The 16,967-nt window shown below is 67.4% G+C and carries 17 protein-coding genes; 10 read left to right on the top strand and 7 right to left on the bottom strand.

The genetic code is table 11. The features are described 5' to 3' along the window. Positions 1 to 34 precede the first annotated feature (34 nt). The 6 genes from gatB to OH799_RS15420 form a co-directional block, all read right to left on the bottom strand. Positions 35 to 1,540 (bottom strand): Asp-tRNA(Asn)/Glu-tRNA(Gln) amidotransferase subunit GatB, encoded by a 1,506-nt coding sequence (gene gatB / locus OH799_RS15395; RefSeq protein ID WP_406280789.1) that lies wholly within the window; start codon positions 1,538 to 1,540, stop codon positions 35 to 37. Positions 1,541 to 1,605: 65 nt separating this feature from the next. Beyond that, positions 1,606 to 2,982 carry an alpha/beta hydrolase family protein gene (locus OH799_RS15400; RefSeq protein ID WP_406280791.1) on the bottom strand — a complete coding sequence of 459 codons (1,377 nt, stop codon included), beginning with the start codon at positions 2,980 to 2,982 and terminating at the stop codon, positions 1,606 to 1,608. Positions 2,983 to 3,084: 102 nt separating this feature from the next. Continuing rightward, positions 3,085 to 3,450, bottom strand: coding sequence for a type II toxin-antitoxin system VapC family toxin (locus OH799_RS15405; RefSeq protein WP_406280793.1), 366 nt, complete (start codon positions 3,448 to 3,450; stop codon positions 3,085 to 3,087). A gap of 31 nt (positions 3,451 to 3,481) precedes the next feature. After that, on the bottom strand, positions 3,482 to 3,739 hold the full coding sequence (locus tag OH799_RS15410) for a type II toxin-antitoxin system Phd/YefM family antitoxin (protein WP_406280795.1): 258 nt from the start codon (positions 3,737 to 3,739) through the stop codon (positions 3,482 to 3,484). A 60-nt stretch (positions 3,740 to 3,799) separates the two neighbouring features. Further along, a complete protein-coding gene (locus tag OH799_RS15415; protein WP_406280797.1) occupies positions 3,800 to 4,834 on the bottom strand; it encodes an ATP-dependent 6-phosphofructokinase in 1,035 nt (344 codons plus the stop codon). Positions 4,835 to 4,957: 123 nt separating this feature from the next. Continuing rightward, positions 4,958 to 5,779: a serine hydrolase gene (locus OH799_RS15420; RefSeq protein ID WP_406280800.1), complete on the bottom strand. Its 822-nt coding sequence runs from the start codon at positions 5,777 to 5,779 to the stop codon at positions 4,958 to 4,960. 250 nt (positions 5,780 to 6,029) lie between these two features. Here OH799_RS15420 and OH799_RS15425 point away from each other — a divergent pair, with 250 nt between their 5' ends. From OH799_RS15425 to OH799_RS15465, 9 genes are all read left to right on the top strand, one after another. Continuing rightward, a complete protein-coding gene (locus OH799_RS15425) occupies positions 6,030 to 7,235 on the top strand; it encodes a PucR family transcriptional regulator (protein ID WP_406280802.1) in 1,206 nt (401 codons plus the stop codon). A gap of 144 nt (positions 7,236 to 7,379) precedes the next feature. Next, a complete protein-coding gene (lpdA, locus tag OH799_RS15430; protein ID WP_406280804.1) occupies positions 7,380 to 8,828 on the top strand; it encodes a dihydrolipoyl dehydrogenase in 1,449 nt (482 codons plus the stop codon). Between the two features lie 11 nt (positions 8,829 to 8,839). Then, the gene (gene pdhA / locus OH799_RS15435) at positions 8,840 to 9,883 is read left to right on the top strand and encodes a pyruvate dehydrogenase (acetyl-transferring) E1 component subunit alpha (protein WP_406280806.1); all 1,044 of its coding nucleotides are present in this window, start codon (positions 8,840 to 8,842) and stop codon (positions 9,881 to 9,883) included. A 40-nt stretch (positions 9,884 to 9,923) separates the two neighbouring features. Continuing rightward, positions 9,924 to 10,910, top strand: coding sequence for an alpha-ketoacid dehydrogenase subunit beta (locus OH799_RS15440; RefSeq protein ID WP_406282143.1), 987 nt, complete (start codon positions 9,924 to 9,926; stop codon positions 10,908 to 10,910). A gap of 18 nt (positions 10,911 to 10,928) precedes the next feature. Next, positions 10,929 to 12,155, top strand: a complete 1,227-nt coding sequence (locus OH799_RS15445) for a dihydrolipoamide acetyltransferase family protein (protein ID WP_406280808.1) — start codon at positions 10,929 to 10,931, stop codon at positions 12,153 to 12,155. Between the two features lie 113 nt (positions 12,156 to 12,268). Further along, entirely contained in the window at positions 12,269 to 12,859 is a 591-nt protein-coding gene (locus OH799_RS15450; RefSeq protein WP_406280810.1) for a TetR/AcrR family transcriptional regulator, read from the top strand. Next, the gene (locus OH799_RS15455) at positions 12,856 to 12,984 is read left to right on the top strand and encodes a hypothetical protein (RefSeq protein ID WP_406280812.1); all 129 of its coding nucleotides are present in this window, start codon (positions 12,856 to 12,858) and stop codon (positions 12,982 to 12,984) included. Before OH799_RS15450 ends, OH799_RS15455 begins: the two co-directional genes overlap by 4 nt. A 24-nt stretch (positions 12,985 to 13,008) precedes the next feature. After that, positions 13,009 to 13,539 (top strand): CocE/NonD family hydrolase, encoded by a 531-nt coding sequence (locus tag OH799_RS15460; RefSeq protein ID WP_406280814.1) that lies wholly within the window; start codon positions 13,009 to 13,011, stop codon positions 13,537 to 13,539. 6 nt (positions 13,540 to 13,545) lie between these two features. Further along, positions 13,546 to 14,289 carry a CocE/NonD family hydrolase gene (locus OH799_RS15465; RefSeq protein WP_406280816.1) on the top strand — a complete coding sequence of 248 codons (744 nt, stop codon included), beginning with the start codon at positions 13,546 to 13,548 and terminating at the stop codon, positions 14,287 to 14,289. A 177-nt stretch (positions 14,290 to 14,466) separates the two neighbouring features. Here OH799_RS15465 and OH799_RS15470 read toward each other — a convergent pair whose 3' ends face one another. Next, on the bottom strand, positions 14,467 to 14,829 hold the full coding sequence (locus tag OH799_RS15470; RefSeq protein ID WP_406280818.1) for an ArsR/SmtB family transcription factor: 363 nt from the start codon (positions 14,827 to 14,829) through the stop codon (positions 14,467 to 14,469). Positions 14,830 to 14,921: 92 nt separating this feature from the next. Between OH799_RS15470 and OH799_RS15475 the strand changes: the two genes are divergently transcribed. After that, positions 14,922 to 16,919 carry a heavy metal translocating P-type ATPase gene (locus tag OH799_RS15475; RefSeq protein ID WP_406280820.1) on the top strand — a complete coding sequence of 666 codons (1,998 nt, stop codon included), beginning with the start codon at positions 14,922 to 14,924 and terminating at the stop codon, positions 16,917 to 16,919. Positions 16,920 to 16,967 lie beyond the last annotated feature (48 nt).

The following is a 16,967-nucleotide window of genomic DNA, read 5'->3' on the forward strand; positions in this document are numbered from 1 at the left end:
GAGCATTGCCCGTTCGCGCCGCAGGCGCTGCAAATTAAACACAGCAGGCGAGCACCAGCTCGCGGACCCGGGCGGCGTCGGCTTGGCCCCGGGTCGCCTTCATGACGTCGCCGACGATCTTGCCCGCCGCCTGTACCTTGCCGGAGCGGATCTTGTCGGCGATGTCGGGGTTGGCGGCGAGGGCCTTTTCGACCTCGGCCTGCAGGGCGCTGTCGTCGCTGACCATGCCGAGACCCTTGGCCTCGACGATCTGCGCCGGGTCGCCCTCTCCGGCCAGCACGTAGTCGACGACCTGCTTGGCGACCTTGTTGTTGACCGTCTTCGCCTCGACCAACTTGATCACCTCGGCGACCTGAGCCGGGCTGATCGGCAGGTCCTCCAGCGCCACGTCGCGCTCCTTGGCCTTCTCGGTGAGGTAGGCGACCCACCAGGAGCGCGCTTCGTTGGCCGGAGCGCCCGCGTCGACGGTCGCGATGATGAGGTCGAGCGCGCCCGCGTTGACCAGGTCGCGCATCACCTCGGCGGACAGGCCCCACTCGGACTGGATGCGGGCGCGACGCAGCCACGGGTACTCGGGGATGGTGCCGCGCAGCTGTTCCACCCAATCCGCCGCGGGCGCGACCGGCTCCAGGTCGGGTTCCGGAAAGTAACGGTAGTCCTCGGCGGTCTCCTTGCGACGTCCCGGCGAGGTGCTGCCGTCGGCCTCGTGGAAGTGCCGGGTCTCCTGAACGATCGTGCCGCCGCCTGCGAGAATCGCCGCCTGGCGGCGCATTTCGAAACGCACCGCCACCTCGACACTCCTGAGCGAGTTGACGTTCTTGGTCTCGGTGCGGGTGCCGAATTCCGTCGCGCCGACGGGCATCAGCGAAACGTTCGCGTCGCAGCGCAGCGAGCCCTGTTCCATCTTGACGTCGGACACGCCGAGTGCCTTCAGCAGATCACGCAAAGCGGTCACGTACGCCCGCGCCACCTCGGGAGCGCGCTCCCCCGCACCGGTGATCGGCTTGGTGACGATCTCGATCAGCGGAACGCCCGCCCGGTTGTAGTCCAGCAGTGAGTGGCTGGCGCCGTGGATGCGGCCGGTCGCGCCACCGACGTGCACCGACTTGCCGGTGTCTTCCTCCATGTGCGCGCGCTCGATCTCCACACGGAAAATGCTTCCGTCGTCGAGTGCCACATCCAGGTGCCCGTTCGTGGCTATCGGCTCGTCGTACTGGCTGATCTGGTAGTTCTTCGGCTGATCCGGGTAGAAGTAGTTCTTGCGCGCGAACCGGCCCCACGGGGTGATCGAGCAGTTCAGCGCGAGCCCGATCCGGATCGCCGACTCGACGGCCTTCTCGTTCACCACCGGCAGCGAGCCCGGCAGACCGAGGCACACCGGGCAAACTTGAGTGTTGGGCTGTGCACCGAACTCGGTCGGGCAACCACAGAACATCTTCGTCGCGGTGGACAGCTCGACATGGACCTCCATGCCGAGCACCGGCTCGAACCGGGAGAGGACATCCGAGTAATCCATCAGGTCGACCGTGGGTGCGCTCATGGCCATCAGTCTAGGTAAGCGCTCCCGCTGTTTCGCAGGGGCTCTCGGCGTCTGGGGACGGAGCGCTACTTCGCCGGAACCCGCTGGTGGAGCCAACCGGTGACGTAGGTCGACACCTCCGGGGAGATGGTCGTTTCGATCGAACGGTACTCGTCGGGGAGGCCGGTTTCGGTGGGCTGCATCAGGTGGTTGAGTCCCGGGAAGACGTAAACGGTCGCGTCCGGGTCTGCGGCGAGGTGGTCGCGCATCGGCTGCTCGCTCTGAGCGGCCGGCACCTGCAGGTCTTTGCCGCCGAAGAACGCGAGCACGGGGACGCGCAGGGCGGCGAGGGCGGGAGCTGGATCGTAGCCGACGAGGGCCGCCAGGTACGGCGTGATCTGCGCGCCTGCCTGCTCCTCAGGGAGCCGCTGGTCGGCGGGTAGGGTCTCGTTGTGCTTGCGGGCCAGCTCCTTGGCCCCTGCCAGGTCGCCCGCCTTCAGCAGAGCGGCCAGCTCGATGGTCTGGCGCAGCTGGGTATCCGCCTTTTCGGCGGGCGTGCCGTTCGCGGCGGCGATCAGGCGGGTCTGTTCGACGAGCACATCCGAGCCGGGGACGCCAGGACCGGCCATGAGGACGAGGAACGCGACGCCGCTGTCCGGACGTGAGGCGACAAGCGGCGCGAGGTATCCGCCCTCGCTGTGGCCGAAGAGTCCGACACGGCCTGGGTTGATGTCCGGGCGGGCGCGCAGGTAGCTCACGCCCGCGGCGGCATCGTTGGACAGATCCGTGTAATTCGCGTCGTCCAGCTTGCCGCCGGTACCGCCGACGCCGCGGTCGTCGGTGCGCAGTACGGCGTAGCCCGCGCGGGTGAATGTGTCGGCCAGCAGCAGGAACGGCTTGTGGCCCATGAGTTCCTCGTCGCGGTCCTGCGGGCCGCTTCCGGTGATCATCAGGATGGCGGGGAACGGGCCGGGTCCCTGGGGCTCGGTCAGCGTGCCCGCGATGGTGATGTCGCCGCTGCGGTAGGTGACGTCCTCGGACTTGTACGCGAACGGCGGCTTCGGCTCCTGCGGACGCGCGAGTGCGGCGACCTTGCCGGGTTGCAGCGCCAGCGGGAAGCTCTGGCCGGCCTGCGTGAAATCCCCAGTGATCCGGTCGGATCCGGACTCGTACTTGCCGCGGAACACCGGATCGCCCGGGATGTCGGGAATCGCGAACGACACTCCGTTGCGATCGGAGTTGACGTCCTTCAGCTGCGCGCCGGTCACTCCTTGCACCGGGATATCGATGGCGGCCGTTCCGTCAGCGTGGAAACTCACTCCGACCTGGAGCGGCTGACCGGGGACCTCGATGGCGCCATGCCAGTCGCCGGTGATCGGATCGGGCGGATTCGACTCCGAGCACCCGGCCACCAATGCGGCAATCACGAACAGAGCCAACGCGATCAGTCGCCCACTGCGCATGGTGACACAGTACCGACGCCAGACGACCACCCACCGAAATGACGCTAGGCGAGTGGCACATGGCGCAAACGAACCGTCGTGATGTGACGCTCAGCGAAGCGGTTACACCGAGACGACGGTCAGCACCTGCTCGAGCCCAAAGAAGTCTTTCGGGTTGCGGGTGTATAGCGGCAGGCTATGTATCGAAGCAATTGCGCCGATCATCAGATCGAATTTGCGCGGCTTCGGGCTCCTGCCGCTGACCGTGATCAAGCTGGCCATCAATGTGAACCGTCGGGCGGCATCGGCGGTAAAGGGCAATGCGTCAAAGGAGCTTTCGAACTCCTGGAGGCGTTCGGTGCGTAACAACCGAACGGTAGCGTCGGGTGCCGAGGCAACCCCCAGCCCGAGTTCGGCGAGTGTCACGGTGCTGACTTTCGGCACGACCGGAAGCTGATGGTCCGGTATCTCATCGAAGTCGATCAGCACGCATGTGTCGAGGAGACCCGAGTCCCTGCGCTCACTGGTCATCGAGCCGGTCCTCCCCGAAGACCGCGTCCACCTGCGCGCGTTCCTCGGCGCTCGAGCCAGCGCGAGAAAAGCGAGCGAGCCGTCGTTTCAACTCGGCGGTGGTGATCCCACGTGTCGGCGCCAACGGCCGCAGCTCACCCACAGGACGTCCATTGCGGGTGATGATGAAGTCTTCGCCCGCCTCGAGTGCATCCATCACACCGGCACTTCCGTTGCGTAGTTCCGCTTGGCTGATAGTCCTGGTCACGGCCTAAATATAGCATCGTATGCTATCCGCGGCTATCGGCCTGCTCGGACAGCGCTGAACTCAACCGAAGAACGCCTCTGCCTCGCGATACCGCTCCGTGGGTACCCGCTTGAGCTGCTTGGTGGCTTCCGACAGCGGAACGAGATCGATGGTGGTGCCGTGCAGGGCGACCATCTGGCCGAAGTGGCCTGCGTGCACCGCCTCGGCGGCGTGCAGGCCGAAACGGGTGGCCAGCACGCGGTCGTAGGGGGTCGGGCTGCCGCCGCGCTGTACATGACCGAGCACGGTGGTGCGCACTTCCTTGCCGATGCGCCGTTCGATCTCCACGCCGAGCTGCTGGGCGACGCCGGTGAAACGCTCGTGGCCGAATTCGTCGATACCGCCCTCGCGCAACGTGAAGCCGGAATCCGGCGCGGGGTGCGAGCCCTCGGCGACAACGCAGATGAAATGCTTGTCGCCGCGCTGGAACCGCCGCTTGATCATGCCGCACACCTCGTCCACGTCGAACGGAACCTCAGGCACAAGGGTCAGGTGCGCGCCCGCCGCCATGCCCGCGTTGATCGCGATCCAGCCCGCGTGACGGCCCATCACCTCGACGAGCATCACGCGCTGGTGCGATTCCGCCGTGGTGTGCAGCCGGTCGATCGCCTCACTGGCGATGCTCAGCGCGGTGTCGTGGCCGAAAGTGACGTCGGTGCAGTCGATGTCGTTGTCGATGGTCTTCGGGACGCCGACCACCGGGACTCCCTCGTCGGACAGCCAGCTCGCGGCGGTGAGGGTGCCTTCGCCACCGATCGGGATCAGTGCTTCGATGCCGTTGTCGTCCAGGGTTTGTTTGATCCGGCCGAGGCCCGCCAACAGCACGTCGGGATTGGTGCGGGCGGTGCCGAGGATGGTGCCGCCCTTGGTCAGCAGACGGTCGGTGCGGTCGTCGTTGTGGATCTGGATCTTTCGGTCTTCCAGTAGGCCGCGCCAGCCGTCCTCGAAGCCGACGATCGCGTCTCCGTAGCGGCCGTTCGCGGTGCGAACGACGGCGCGGATGACCGCGTTCAGTCCTGGGCAGTCTCCGCCTCCGGTCAAGACTCCGATGCGCATGGCCGATATCTTGCCCCCTATGTCCGATCCCGGCAGCCTCGCCCCCATGAACGCCGAGTAACAGCGGCCTGTCCGATGCCCAACAGACGGCCGCCTCGCCCTTACGGGTGCGGCCACCAGGGATCAGGCCGTGCAGTTACCGCCGGACAGCTCGTCGAGGTGCTGGGAAACGACCGTGGCCAGCTTGTCCAGGGCGTTCATGCCGTCACCGAACGCTCCCGAATCCGGCTGCACCGCCAACGCGATCGCGATCCGCCCCGACGGAGCGGTGATGATCCCGAACTGCCGCACCAAGTAGGCGCCCGAGGTGTCCGGGCCCCAGCCGCCCTTGAACTCGGCGCCGGTCAACTCGCCGAGACCCCAGCGCTGGCTGGTGACGATCTGCTCCATCAGGCTGGTCACTCGCGCGGACTGCGACAGACAGGGCAGCCGTGCGGCGAACCGCACCTGGTCGACCAGTGACCACTCGGCCTGGCCGAAGGCCGAATGCTCGGGACGGGCACGGGTGGCGGGCACGGTGGTCTTGGTGTCGCCGCCTTCCCGCAGCACCGCCTGCACCGCCTCGGCCGCCTCCTGTGCGGTGCCGAGCGACTGCCACAGCACGTCGGCGGCGGCGTTGTCGGAGGCGGTGATCGCCGCCGACGCGGCGTAGGTGGAGGCGCCCGGATTGCGCCGCAGCGCGGCGATGGTCAACGGCACCTTCATCGTCGACCACGCGGGACCGCTGGTCCAGTCGCCGAAGGAAACCAGCTGATCGCCGCCGACCGGCATGACCGCCATCCCGATATGTCCACGCACACCAGCCGCCAGCTCGGCGAAGCCCGCGGCAAGCGTGCCTGGCACGGTGATGGACAGCCCCTTTTGATCGGTGCGCGCGGCGGCTTCTGTGATCGTCGCCGCGGTCGACGCCGGATCATCGGCGCGGTCGGCTCCGCATCCCGACACGAGAAATGCGACAAGCGCCGCGCAGCTCAATACTTTTCGAGCTTTGCGGAATCGATCAGTGAATATATATTGGCCCATTTTCGCAGCGACCTCGTTGCACTCTCTATCTCGATACGGCGTTTCGACACCGTACTTGTCCTTCTTGTCGCCTGCCCACTTCCGGGGAGAACGCGACGCCCCGGTCCACCAGGGCAACGTGGTGGACCCGCTGATCGTGCCGGGTCGGTGGCGGGGAGTAGCGTCGAGCGGCATGGGAGCGCCGCGATCCCCTTTCTCCACAGCGGGCACACGGAAGCTGGCCGAAATGTGCCGCGCGGATGTCGCGGTGCTCACCCAGCGCCTGATGGCGGCGATCTTCACCGACAATCCGGAATGGACGGACTACACGTCGGTCCCCCGCGCGAATCTGCGCGACGGTTGCCGGCGTTACCTCACCCGGATTCTCGAATTGTTGAGCGGTGAGGCGACAGATCCGGAGTCCGATGACGTCGCGGCGTCGATCGGCAGGCACCGGGCCGAACAGGGAGTGCCGCTCGAGGCCATGCTGCGCACATTCCGGCTCGGCGGTCGAATCGTGTGGGAAGCATTGCTGGACAACGCCGAAACCGTCGATATCGAACCGCACGAGATCCGCGAGGCCGGTACCGCGATGTGGATGGTGATCGACGGATTGTCCTCGGCACTGTCCACGTCCTACCGCAACACCGAACTCGAACAGGTACGCCGCGACGAGCGACGCAGACACGCGTTGATCGAGGATCTTCTCGCCGGACGAGCCCACGACGCGACGTTTGCCGCACGGGCGGCGCGTGAGTTGAACCTGCCGGCCCACGGCGCCTACCTGGTGGTGGTCGCCGACACTCTCCCCGACGGGAGATCGGCACTCGCCGGGCCCGAAACCGTGCTCGCAGCGTTGCAGATCCGGTCGGTCTGGCACACTCGCGTAGACACCATGATCGGGCTGGTGTCGCTGGAGCAGCGCGACACCTCCGCGGTGCTGCGTCATCTGAGTCCCCTGACTCGCGGCAGGGCGGCGTGCTCCTCCGCTGTTCCGGGGCTCGCCGAGGTGGGTGCCGGCCATTCGCTCGCGTTGATCGCGCTGGACACGCTGCCCACAGACTCGACCGGTCTGGTTTCGCTGGACGAGCGCTACCCCGAGGCCCTGCTGGTCCGGTCCCCTGACCTGACCCGGCTACTGCTGGCCCGTAGCCTCGGTCCGGTCCTGGAGCTACCTCCCAAGGACCGCGACGTCCTGATACAGACTCTCACTGCCTGGTTGGCGGAGAACTGTTCGGCGGCCAACGCCGCCCTACATCTGCACTGTCATCGCAACACCGTGCTCAACCGGCTGCAACGTATCGCCGGGCTGGTCGGTCGTCCGCTCGACGGGCAGCGGGCCTACCTCGAACTCTCGCTCGCGCTGTCGGCCCTGGAGCTCCCCGACCGCGCTGTCTGATTGGGCGCAGCGCCTATTTTCGTGCCACTATTCCTGGGCTTTCGGGACATTGTTTGTGCATTCCACGCCGACGAGACTCATCCGCAATGCCCACGCCACAACCTCGGCGTGGCCGGATTCGTTCGAGACTGAGGAGCACCACGAGTGCCGGAATTCGATCTGTTGGTCGTCGGAGGCGGCCCTGGCGGCTACGTCGCGGCCATCCGCGCTGCTCAGCGTGGCCTGTCGGTGGGCCTGGTGGAGAAGGAGCGGCCGGGCGGAGTCTGCCTGAACTGGGGCTGTATCCCGACGAAGGCGATGCTGCGCTCCGCGGAAGTCTTTCACACCGTGAGCACCGCAGCCGATTACGGCGTATACGCCGACAATATCCGGTTCGATTTCTCCGCCGTGCGCCAGCGCAAGGACGGCATCGTCAAGGAACTCACCGATGGCGTCGCCGGTCTGCTCGCGGCCAATGGCGTCACCGTGATCGAGGGGCATGCCCGATTCACCGGCCCCACGACCGTCGACGTGCACGAAGTGGGTCCGTCTCCGGTCGGGCCGGACGGCCCGCGCTATGCCGCCGCACCCACAACACCCGTCCGGCAAGTTACCGCGCGTGATGTCATCATCGCCACCGGATCCGTACCTGCCCACCTGCCCGTCCCGGGAGCCGACCTGCCCGGCGTGATCACCTCCGACGGCGCGTTCGGGCTGACCACGGTCCCGGACCGGCTGGTGATCGTCGGAGGCAGCGCGGTAGGCGCCGAATGGGCGAGCCTGTTCAGCACTTTCGGCAGCGAGGTCACCATCGTCGAAATGCAGGATCGCCTGGTACCGGCCGAGGACAGCGACATCGGCGCGGCGCTCGGCCGGTCCTTCGCCACACGCGGCATCACCGTGCTGACCGGATCGACCGTCGCCTCGATCGCCCACGACGAGGCGCTGCGGGTCACCGTCGAGGGCCCGCACGCCCGCGCGCTCGATGCCGATGTGGTGCTCGTCGGTGTCGGCCGTCGCCCCAACACCGCCGACCTCGGACTGAATCTCGCCGGAGTGGCCACGGACGAGCGCGGATTCATCCCGGTCGACGAGAAGTTGCGCACCGACGTCGACCACGTCTACGCGATCGGCGATGTCACCGGGCGAGCGCTGCTCGCGCACGTCGCTTCACATCAGGGCCTGACGGCCGCCGATGTCATTGCCGGACAAGACAACCGGATCGACTACACCGCGATTCCCGCAGCCACCTTCACCCATCCGGAGATCGCGAGCGTCGGTCTGACCGAAGCCGCTGCCCGCTCGGCCGGGCACCAGGTGATCACCGCCCGGTTCCCGTTCGCGGCGCTGGGCCGGGCCAAGACTTTCGGTGACACCGAAGGGTTCGTCAAAATCGTTGCCGGACAGCGCCACGGCGATGTGCTCGGCGTACACATCATCGGCCCATCGGCCAGCGACCTGATCACCGAAGGAGCCTTGGCGATCACACTCGAGGCCACCCTCGACGAACTCGCCGAAACCATCCACGCCCACCCCACCCTCGGCGAGATCGGCATGGAGGCAGCGCTTTCCGCGCTCGGCCTGCCTGTGCATGTCGCCCCACGGAAGCGCTGAGGAGGAGCATCGTGACCGAAACAATCGAGCACACTTCCATCACTCTTACCGCGGAAGACCCCACCATCCTGCGCGGCTACTTCCGCGACATGATGTTCATCCGGCGGTTCGAGGAGCGCGCCGCCCAGGGCTACACCCAGGCCAAGATCGGCGGCTACTGCCACCTCAACCTCGGCGAGGAGGCCACCGTGGTCGGGCTCGCCGCGGCGATGCGGCCCACCGACTACCTGTTCACCAACTACCGCGAACACGGCTACGCCATCGCCAAAGGCATCGAGCCCGGCCGTGTCATGGCCGAACTGTACGGGCGCTCCACCGGTACCTCGAAGGGCTGGGGCGGTTCGATGCACATGTTCGACACCGCCTCCCGCCTGCTGGGCGGTTACGGCATCGTGGGCGGCCAGCTCCCGCTCGCCGTCGGCGCTGCCCTGGCCATCGACTACCGCGGCGGCGACGACGTGGTGGTGTGTCAGATGGGCGACGGCACAACGAATATCGGCGCCTTCCACGAGTCGCTCAACCTCGCGGCGCTGTGGAACCTGCCGGTCGTGTTCGTGGTGATCAACAACCAGCTCGGGATGGGTACCACGGTGGAGAATTCCTCCGCCGAACCCGACCTGTACAAACGTGCCGCCGGATACCGGATGCGCGGCGAACAGGTCGACGGCACCGAGGTGCTCGCCGTACGCGATATCGCCCGCGAACTGGTGGAAACAGCGCGACGCGAGGGCAAACCCGCGCTGTTGGAAACTATCAGCTATCGACTCAAGGGCCATTCCGTCGTCGACCCTGCGAAGTACCGCAGCGGCGAAGATGTCGCCACCGCACGGGAATCCGATCCGGTCGCACGGTGGCGCGCGAACCTGATCGAGTCCGGCGTCCTGGACGAAACCGACGCCGCGGAGATCGAACGTTCCGTCGAGGAGCAGGTCGACGCTGCGGTGGCCTTCGCGGACGCCAGCCCGCATCCAGACCCGTCGAGCCTGTTCGACTACACCTACGCCACCCCGGTCGCGGGCGAATCCCGCAGGCTGCCCGCCGATCCGCTCTTCTGACCGCCGTAGTTCCAGACTGCTAAGGACAACCGTGCCCGTCATCACCTATCGCGAAGCACTTCGCGAAACCTTGCGCGAGGAAATGCGGCGCGACGAGGATGTCTTCCTGATCGGGGAAGAGATCGGCGTCTTCGAAGGCTCCTACAAGATCACCGCGGGCCTGCTCGCCGAATTCGGCGAGAAGCGCGTGCGCGACACCCCGATCGCCGAGGAGGGTTTCGTCGGCGCCGCCGTCGGCGCCGCGATGCTCGGGCTGCGCCCGGTCGTGGAACTCATGACGATCAACTTCTCGCTGCTCGCGCTGGATCAGATCGTCAACCACGCTGCCAAGATCTACGGCATGTTCGGCGGCCAGACCAGCGTGCCGCTGGTCATCCGCACCCCGGGCGGGGGCGGCCAGCAACTCGGCGCGACCCACTCGCAGAACATCGAGCTCTACTACGCCTTCGTGCCGGGGCTCAAGGTGGTCGCGCCGAGCACCCCCGCCGACGCACGAGCCCTGCTGCGCGCCGCGATCGAGGACGACGACCCCGTGCTGTTCCTGGAAAACCTCGCCCTCTACAACACCAAAGGCGAAGTGCCCGACGTTCTTCCGCCTGCCGAGATCGGCAAGGCCGCCGTTACCCGGGAAGGCACCGATATCACCCTCATCGGCTACTCACGGATGGCGACCATCGCCACCCAGGTCGCCGAGAAACTGCACGCCGAATCCGGCATCTCGGCCGAGGTCATCGATCTGCGCAGCCTGCGGCCCTTGGATCGGGACACCTTCGTGACCTCGGTGCGTAAGACCGGCTGCGCGGTGGTGGCGGAAGACGATTGGCTGACCTACGGGATCGGCGCCGAGGTCGCCGCCACCATTTCCGACGGAGCGTTCGACTACCTGGACGCGCCGGTACGTCGGGTCGCCGCGGCGGAAGTGCCGCTACCTTACGCCAAAACACTCGAACAGATCGCCCTTCCATCCGCCGACTCCCTGCACACCGCCGCGTTGGAAACGCTGGCGGCCGTGGGCCGGCGCCGCTGAGAACCCGAGGACAATGTCATGCCAGAGATCACCATGCCCCGGCTCTCCGACACGATGGAAGACGGCGTCGTCGTCGCCTGGCTCAAACAGGTCGGCGACAAGGTCACTCGGGGCGAGATTCTCGCCGAGATCGAGACCGACAAGGCGCTGATGGAGTTGGAAGCCTACGACGACGGAGTGCTCGACCAGATCCTCGCCGAACCCGGAACGCGAGTGCCGATCGGCAGCCCGATCGCGATGCTCGGCGACGGCAGTGGCACACCGGCGAAACCCGCCCCAGCCGTTGCCGCCCCGGCCACCTCCACCGACTCCACGTCGGTCCCGCTCTCGACTCGGACCCCCTCGTCGGTCACCGCGGGCGCGGCACCGGACGACCGTCGGAAGTCCTCTCCCCTGGCCCGCAAGGTCGCACGCGAGCTGGGCATCGACCTCGACAGCGTGACCGGCACCGGCCCCGGTGGGCGGATCACCCGCCACGACGTGGAATCCGCGCAGCCCGCGAGCGTACCCCCGGTCACCGCACCCTCAGCCGCCCCGGTGGTCGCTGCCTCCGGCGACTACGAGGAGGTGCCGCTGACCACCGTCCAGCAGGTAGCGGCCAAACGCCTGACCGAGAGCAAGCAGCAGGCCCCGCACATCTACCTGACGAGCGCGATCGACGTCACGGACCTGCTGGCCTTCCGTACCGACGTCAACCAGACACTGCAGTCGGCAGGCACCGGAAAGGTGAGCATCAACGACCTGATCGTCAAGGCCGTCGCCGTCACCCTGCGCGCCGACCCGGCGGTGAACGTCTCCTTCGACGGTGACAAGTTGTTGCGGCACCGCGGTATTCACCTCGGCGTCGCCGTCGCGATCCCGGCCGGTCTCGTCGTGCCGGTCATCCGCGACGCCGACCGAAAGAGCATTTCCGCGATCGCCGCCGAGAGCCGTGAGAAGGCCGAGCGTGCCCGCGCCCGAAAACTGCGCGCGGACGAAATGACCGGCGGCACCTTCACCATCTCCAATCTCGGCATGTTCGGCATCGAGCAATTCGCCGCCGTCATCAACCCACCCGAAGCCGCCATCCTCGCCATCGGTGCCGCCACCGACCAGCTGCGCCTCATCGACGGCGAGGTCGTCACTCGCAAGATTCTCCGCGTCACCCTTTCCGCCGATCACCGCGCCATCGACGGAGCTACCGCCGCGACGTTCCTCCAGCAGCTGAAGGACCTGCTGGAACACCCGCTGCGCATCGTGACCTGAGTGCTCGCGGTATCCGGCCCGGAGGTCGGGCCGAGCGGCCGCCGCGGCACAGCATTTCCTTACACTTGTAACTGACGCCTGTAAATAATGCGGGTGTGGAGTTCGATCGGAACGTGAACGAGCCTGTTCAGGACCGCCGGGTGCGCCGGTCCCGAGCGGCGCTCACGCGGGCGGCGGTCGCTCTGGTGACCGAACGCGGCACGGCAGCCATCTCGATCACCGATATCGCCGAGGCCGCGGACGTCAGCCGTCCGGTGGTGTACCAGCAGTTCGGGGATCGGGACACGCTCCTGCTCGAGGCCGCACTGGACCTGGCTCGGCACGAGCTGCTGGCGGACCGGACGTCGGGAGTCGGCCGCGATCGGGCGCTGGCCGCGGCACGGCACTTCGCCGAGCATCGGGTGTTCTACCGGGCGCTGTTGACCGGTTCCTGTGCATTCGCGCTGAACAAGGGGCTCAGCGGCCTGCTGGTCCCGGTCAACCGCCAGATCGTGCGCCAGTTGTACGGATCGCGGCTGGATGAGCGCGCCGTCGACGATCTCGCCACCTACCTGACCGGTGGCGCCGCGGCGTTCATCAACACCTGGCTGGTCGAGGCCGAAGATCCGCTGGATCCCGAGCAATTCGCCGACCGGCTCATGCGGATCATGTCCGTCCTCATAGCTGGGGCCGCCACATCGCACGACCTCGAGGAGCCACGGTGAACCTGATCAGCCATCTCCTGCAACGTCGGTTGAAACTGCCCCCGCCGGTGACGCGGGATGTGGCCGTGCAGCGGGATATGCGGATACCGATGTCCGACGGGGTGGAGCTGCTGGCCGACCGATAGGCACCGCGGACCGGGAGCGAGGGATTGCCGACCGCGCTGATCCGCACACCGTACGGCCGCCGCGGCATCTATGGCGTGGCCATGGCCAGACCCGTCCAGTGGGCAGTGGCCGACCAGGTGCCTCCTCAGGTCAAAGCGATGATCCCGCAGGTCACCGAGTCGGCGCTCAGTCTGGAGCAGTTGCGCGGCGACGGGTTCTCACTGGAAGCGCCGTTCCAATGGGGTGTGCTGACCGCGGTCCAGGAACGCCGGTGGGCGGCACTGCGTCAGCCACTGCAGATGCGCAGGACACGGCGAGCGATGACCACGCTGCCACTGAGCCGTGCCGACGTCGTAGCCATCGGCCTCCCCTCTGGCTATATCCAGGATGTGCTCACCCACGACGAAGACGACCCGTACTGGGCCGACGCCGACCATCGGCATCGGGTGGCCGACGTGACCGTACCGGTCAGCTCGATCGGCGGCTGGTCCGACATCTTCCTGCCCGGCCAGCTTCGTGACTTCCAAGCCTTGCAGCAGGCAGGCCGGCCCGCGCGGCTCACGATCGGACCGTGAACACACATGCAGATGCCGAACACCGGGGTGCTGGAAGCGCTGGAGTTCGGGCTCGCCCGAGGTGAGCAGCCGGCGCGGCGCGCGCCGGTACGGCTGTACGTGACAGGCGAGAAAACTTGGCGGGACTTCGAGACCTGGCCGCCGAAAGGCTATGCACCGCAACGGTTTCGAATGCAACCCGGAGGGCAGCTGCACACTCGTCCGCCGACAGCCTCGCAGCCGGACCACTACCGGTACGACCCCGCCGATCCCACCCCAGCGCTCGGGGGCGTGCGCGGAGCGTTCGGCGGGGGCAGCGTCGACAACCGGAAGTTGGAGGCGCGCGCCGACGTCCTCACCTACACCACCGACGTTCTCGACCACGACGTCGAGGTGGTCGGCGAGGTGCGTGCCGAGATCTGGTTCCGCTCCAGCCTGCGCCACGCCGACGTGTTCGTCCGACTCTGCGACGTCGACCCCCGCGGCCGCTCGCACAACATCTGCGATGGACTGACCAGTTTGTCGAGCGCCGACGAAATCGGTTGCGCCACAGTGCGACTGTGGCCGACCGCGCATCGGTTCAAGCGCGGCTACCGCATCCGTGTGCAGGTCTCCAGCGGCGCCTTCCCCCGCTACGCCCGCAACCCGGGCACCGGTGAACCTCGCGCTACCGCCACCACCCTGCTGGTCGCCGAACACACTGTGTACCACGACCCCGCACGTCCGTCAGCGGTGCTCCTGCCCACCGCGGAAGGTACTGCGGCGCCATAGGAGAACGGTGCTACCTGCCACCGCGGCGAGCTCGGCCTTGCAAGGCGAATTTCGCTGGATCATTCGGGTGTCCGCGCCTGCCGCGTGATCACCTACGGGCGGCGTGAGCAAAGCTCGCAATCGGCCGAGGCTGTGGTCGAAAAGAAGCGGCGCCGCGACCAGTACGGGCCGCCGAGTTCAGCTCGCCGCGTCGGGGCGATCGGCGAGCCCGAGACGCAGGTGCTCGCTGTGGTAGACCGCTTCGTCCAGAAGTTGGGCGACGTGGTTGTCGTAGAGGCTGTAGACGATGCTACGTCCCGCGCGGGTACCGGTGACCAGGCCGAGGTTGCGCAGCAGCCGGAGTTGATGCGAGACCGCCGACTGCTCCATACCCACCGCTTCGGCGAGCTCGGTGACCGGTCGGGGGCCGTGGCGCAGTTCGGTGAGAATGAGCAGCCGACTCGGGGTGGCCAGGGCCTGCAGTGTGGTCGCGACGTGCGCGGCGGCGGTGGCGTCCAGCCGGGTGACCGGCCGATCGCGGCCTTCCACACCGTGTCCCATGTCGCGCAGTATAGCCGCACCCTTTACGTGAAGACATGTTCATATGTTCTGTTATTCTCGGGTGATTTGTTTCCTGTCTCCGGAGGTGCCTCATGGCCTCGTCCACCGCCACGCCCACCCGCCCCACAACCGGGCGGGCAGCACTACCGGTGCGGCGGACACGATTGTTCGCGCTGCCCGAGATACGCTGGGCGGCAGCAGCATTGGTGCTGTTTCTGCTTGGACTGATGGCACAGCTATCCGGTGCTCCTTCGTGGTCGTGGTGGGGGCTCTATCTGGCCTGCTACGTCAGCGGCGGCTGGGAACCAGGGCTGGCGGGACTGCAAGCGCTGCGAGACAAGACCCTCGATGTCGATCTCCTGATGGTCGTCGCGGCAATCGGTGCGGCGGCAATCGGGCAGGTGATGGACGGTGGGCTGCTGATCGTCATCTTCGCTACCTCCGGCGCGCTCGAAGCACTGGCCACCGCTCGCACCGAGGACTCGGTGCGCGGCCTGCTGGACCTGACTCCGGACACCGCGACCCGGCTCGCCCCCGACGGCGATGAGCAGACCGTCAAGGCCGAGGAGCTGAAGATCGGAGAGGTGATCCTGATCCGGCCCGGCGACCGGATCGCCGCCGACGGTGCGGTCGTGGGCGGGGCAAGCGAAGTCGACCAAGCCACCATCACCGGAGAGCCCCTTCCGGTGGACAAGACCGTGGGCGATGAGGTGTTCGCCGGCACCCTCAATGGCACCGGCGCACTGCGGGTGCGAGTCGACCGCCGCTCCGAAGACTCTGTCGTCGCCCGCATCGCCGGTCTGGTCGAGCAGGCGAGCGAGACCAAAGCCAAGACACAGTTGTTCATCGAGAAGGTCGAACAGCGCTACTCGATCGCCATGGTCGTGGCCACCCTCGCGGTGTTCCTCATCCCGCTGTCGTTCGGCGCGGCATTGCAGGATTCACTGCTGCGAGCCATGACCTTCATGATCGTCGCCTCCCCGTGCGCGGTGGTGCTGGCGACGATGCCGCCGCTACTGGCCGCGATCGCCAACGCCGGACGCCACGGCGTGCTCGTGAAATCCGCGGTGGTCATGGAACAACTCGGCACGACCACCCGCGTCGCGTTCGACAAGACCGGCACCCTCACCCGCGGCATCCCCGAACTCGCCGACATCCGGGTTCTACCGGGCACGCGTTTCACCGAAGAGCAGATCCTGCGCCTGGCCGCGGCGGCCGAACACCCCAGCGAGCACCCGTTGGCCGCCGCCATCGTGCGTGCCGCTCGCCACCGCGGGCTCGGGTTGCCCGCCACGGATGAATTCACCGCCCAGCCCGGTCGAGGCGTCTCCGCCCTGATCGAGGGCCACTTCATCCACGTCGGTTCCCCCGCGGAGTTGTTGCGGCCGGGCACCACGGCGGCAGCAGCCGCCACCACAGCGGCAGCCGCCGTCGAGGCATTGCAGACGCGCGGACGAACCGCGGTTGTCGTGCTCTGCGAACACACTCCGATCGCCGTGCTCGGCATCACCGATCAGGTCCGTCGCGAAGCCGCCGCCACCATCGCCGCCGTCGCCGAATTGACCGGTGCCGCACCGGTGATGCTCACCGGAGACAACCTCGTCACCGCGACCCAGCTCGCCGGACAGGTCGGGATCACCGATGTGCGGGCGGGCTTGCTGCCCGACGACAAGGTCGCCGCCGTGCGCGACCTCGAGGCAGACGGTGAGCGGGTGTCCGTAGTCGGCGACGGCATCAACGACGCGCCCGCCCTCGCCGCCGCGCACACCGGCATCGCGATGGGCGGCGCCGGTTCCGATCTCACCTTGCAGACCGCCGACGCCGTAGTCGTCCGCGACGATCTCACGACGATCCCGACCGTGATCGCGCTCTCGCGGCGAGCCCGCCGCGTCGTGGTCGCCAACCTGATCATCGCGGCCACGTTCATCACCGTCCTCGTTATCTGGGACCTCGTCGGACACCTTCCCCTTCCCCTCGGCGTCGCCGGACACGAAGGCTCCACCGTCATCGTCGGCCTCAACGGTCTGCGTCTGCTGCGATCGGCGACGTGGCAGCGTGTCCGGACACCTGCCCCGCGCGACCGTCCGTAACGACTGCCGCGTGTCGGCAGGTCGGCCGCCTGGCGAACCGTTACCCGG

The sequence above is a fragment of the Nocardia sp. NBC_00881 genome, assembly GCF_045207455.1.
Lineage (GTDB): Bacteria > Actinomycetota > Actinomycetes > Mycobacteriales > Mycobacteriaceae > Nocardia.

What these genes read in the sequence shown, in the direction of transcription:
- gatB (WP_406280789.1), bottom strand. Translation starts at nt 1,540, where the DNA reads ATGAGCGCACCCACGGTCGACCTGATGGATTACTCGGATGTCCTCTCC.
- OH799_RS15400 (WP_406280791.1), bottom strand. Translation starts at nt 2,982, where the DNA reads ATGCGCAGTGGGCGACTGATCGCGTTGGCTCTGTTCGTGATTGCCGCA.
- OH799_RS15415 (WP_406280797.1), bottom strand. Translation starts at nt 4,834, where the DNA reads ATGCGCATCGGAGTCTTGACCGGAGGCGGAGACTGCCCAGGACTGAAC.
- OH799_RS15425 (WP_406280802.1), top strand. Translation starts at nt 6,030, where the DNA reads ATGGGAGCGCCGCGATCCCCTTTCTCCACAGCGGGCACACGGAAGCTG.
- OH799_RS15445 (WP_406280808.1), top strand. Translation starts at nt 10,929, where the DNA reads ATGCCAGAGATCACCATGCCCCGGCTCTCCGACACGATGGAAGACGGC.
- OH799_RS15465 (WP_406280816.1), top strand. Translation starts at nt 13,546, where the DNA reads ATGCAGATGCCGAACACCGGGGTGCTGGAAGCGCTGGAGTTCGGGCTC.
- OH799_RS15470 (WP_406280818.1), bottom strand. Translation starts at nt 14,829, where the DNA reads ATGGGACACGGTGTGGAAGGCCGCGATCGGCCGGTCACCCGGCTGGAC.
- OH799_RS15475 (WP_406280820.1), top strand. Translation starts at nt 14,922, where the DNA reads ATGGCCTCGTCCACCGCCACGCCCACCCGCCCCACAACCGGGCGGGCA.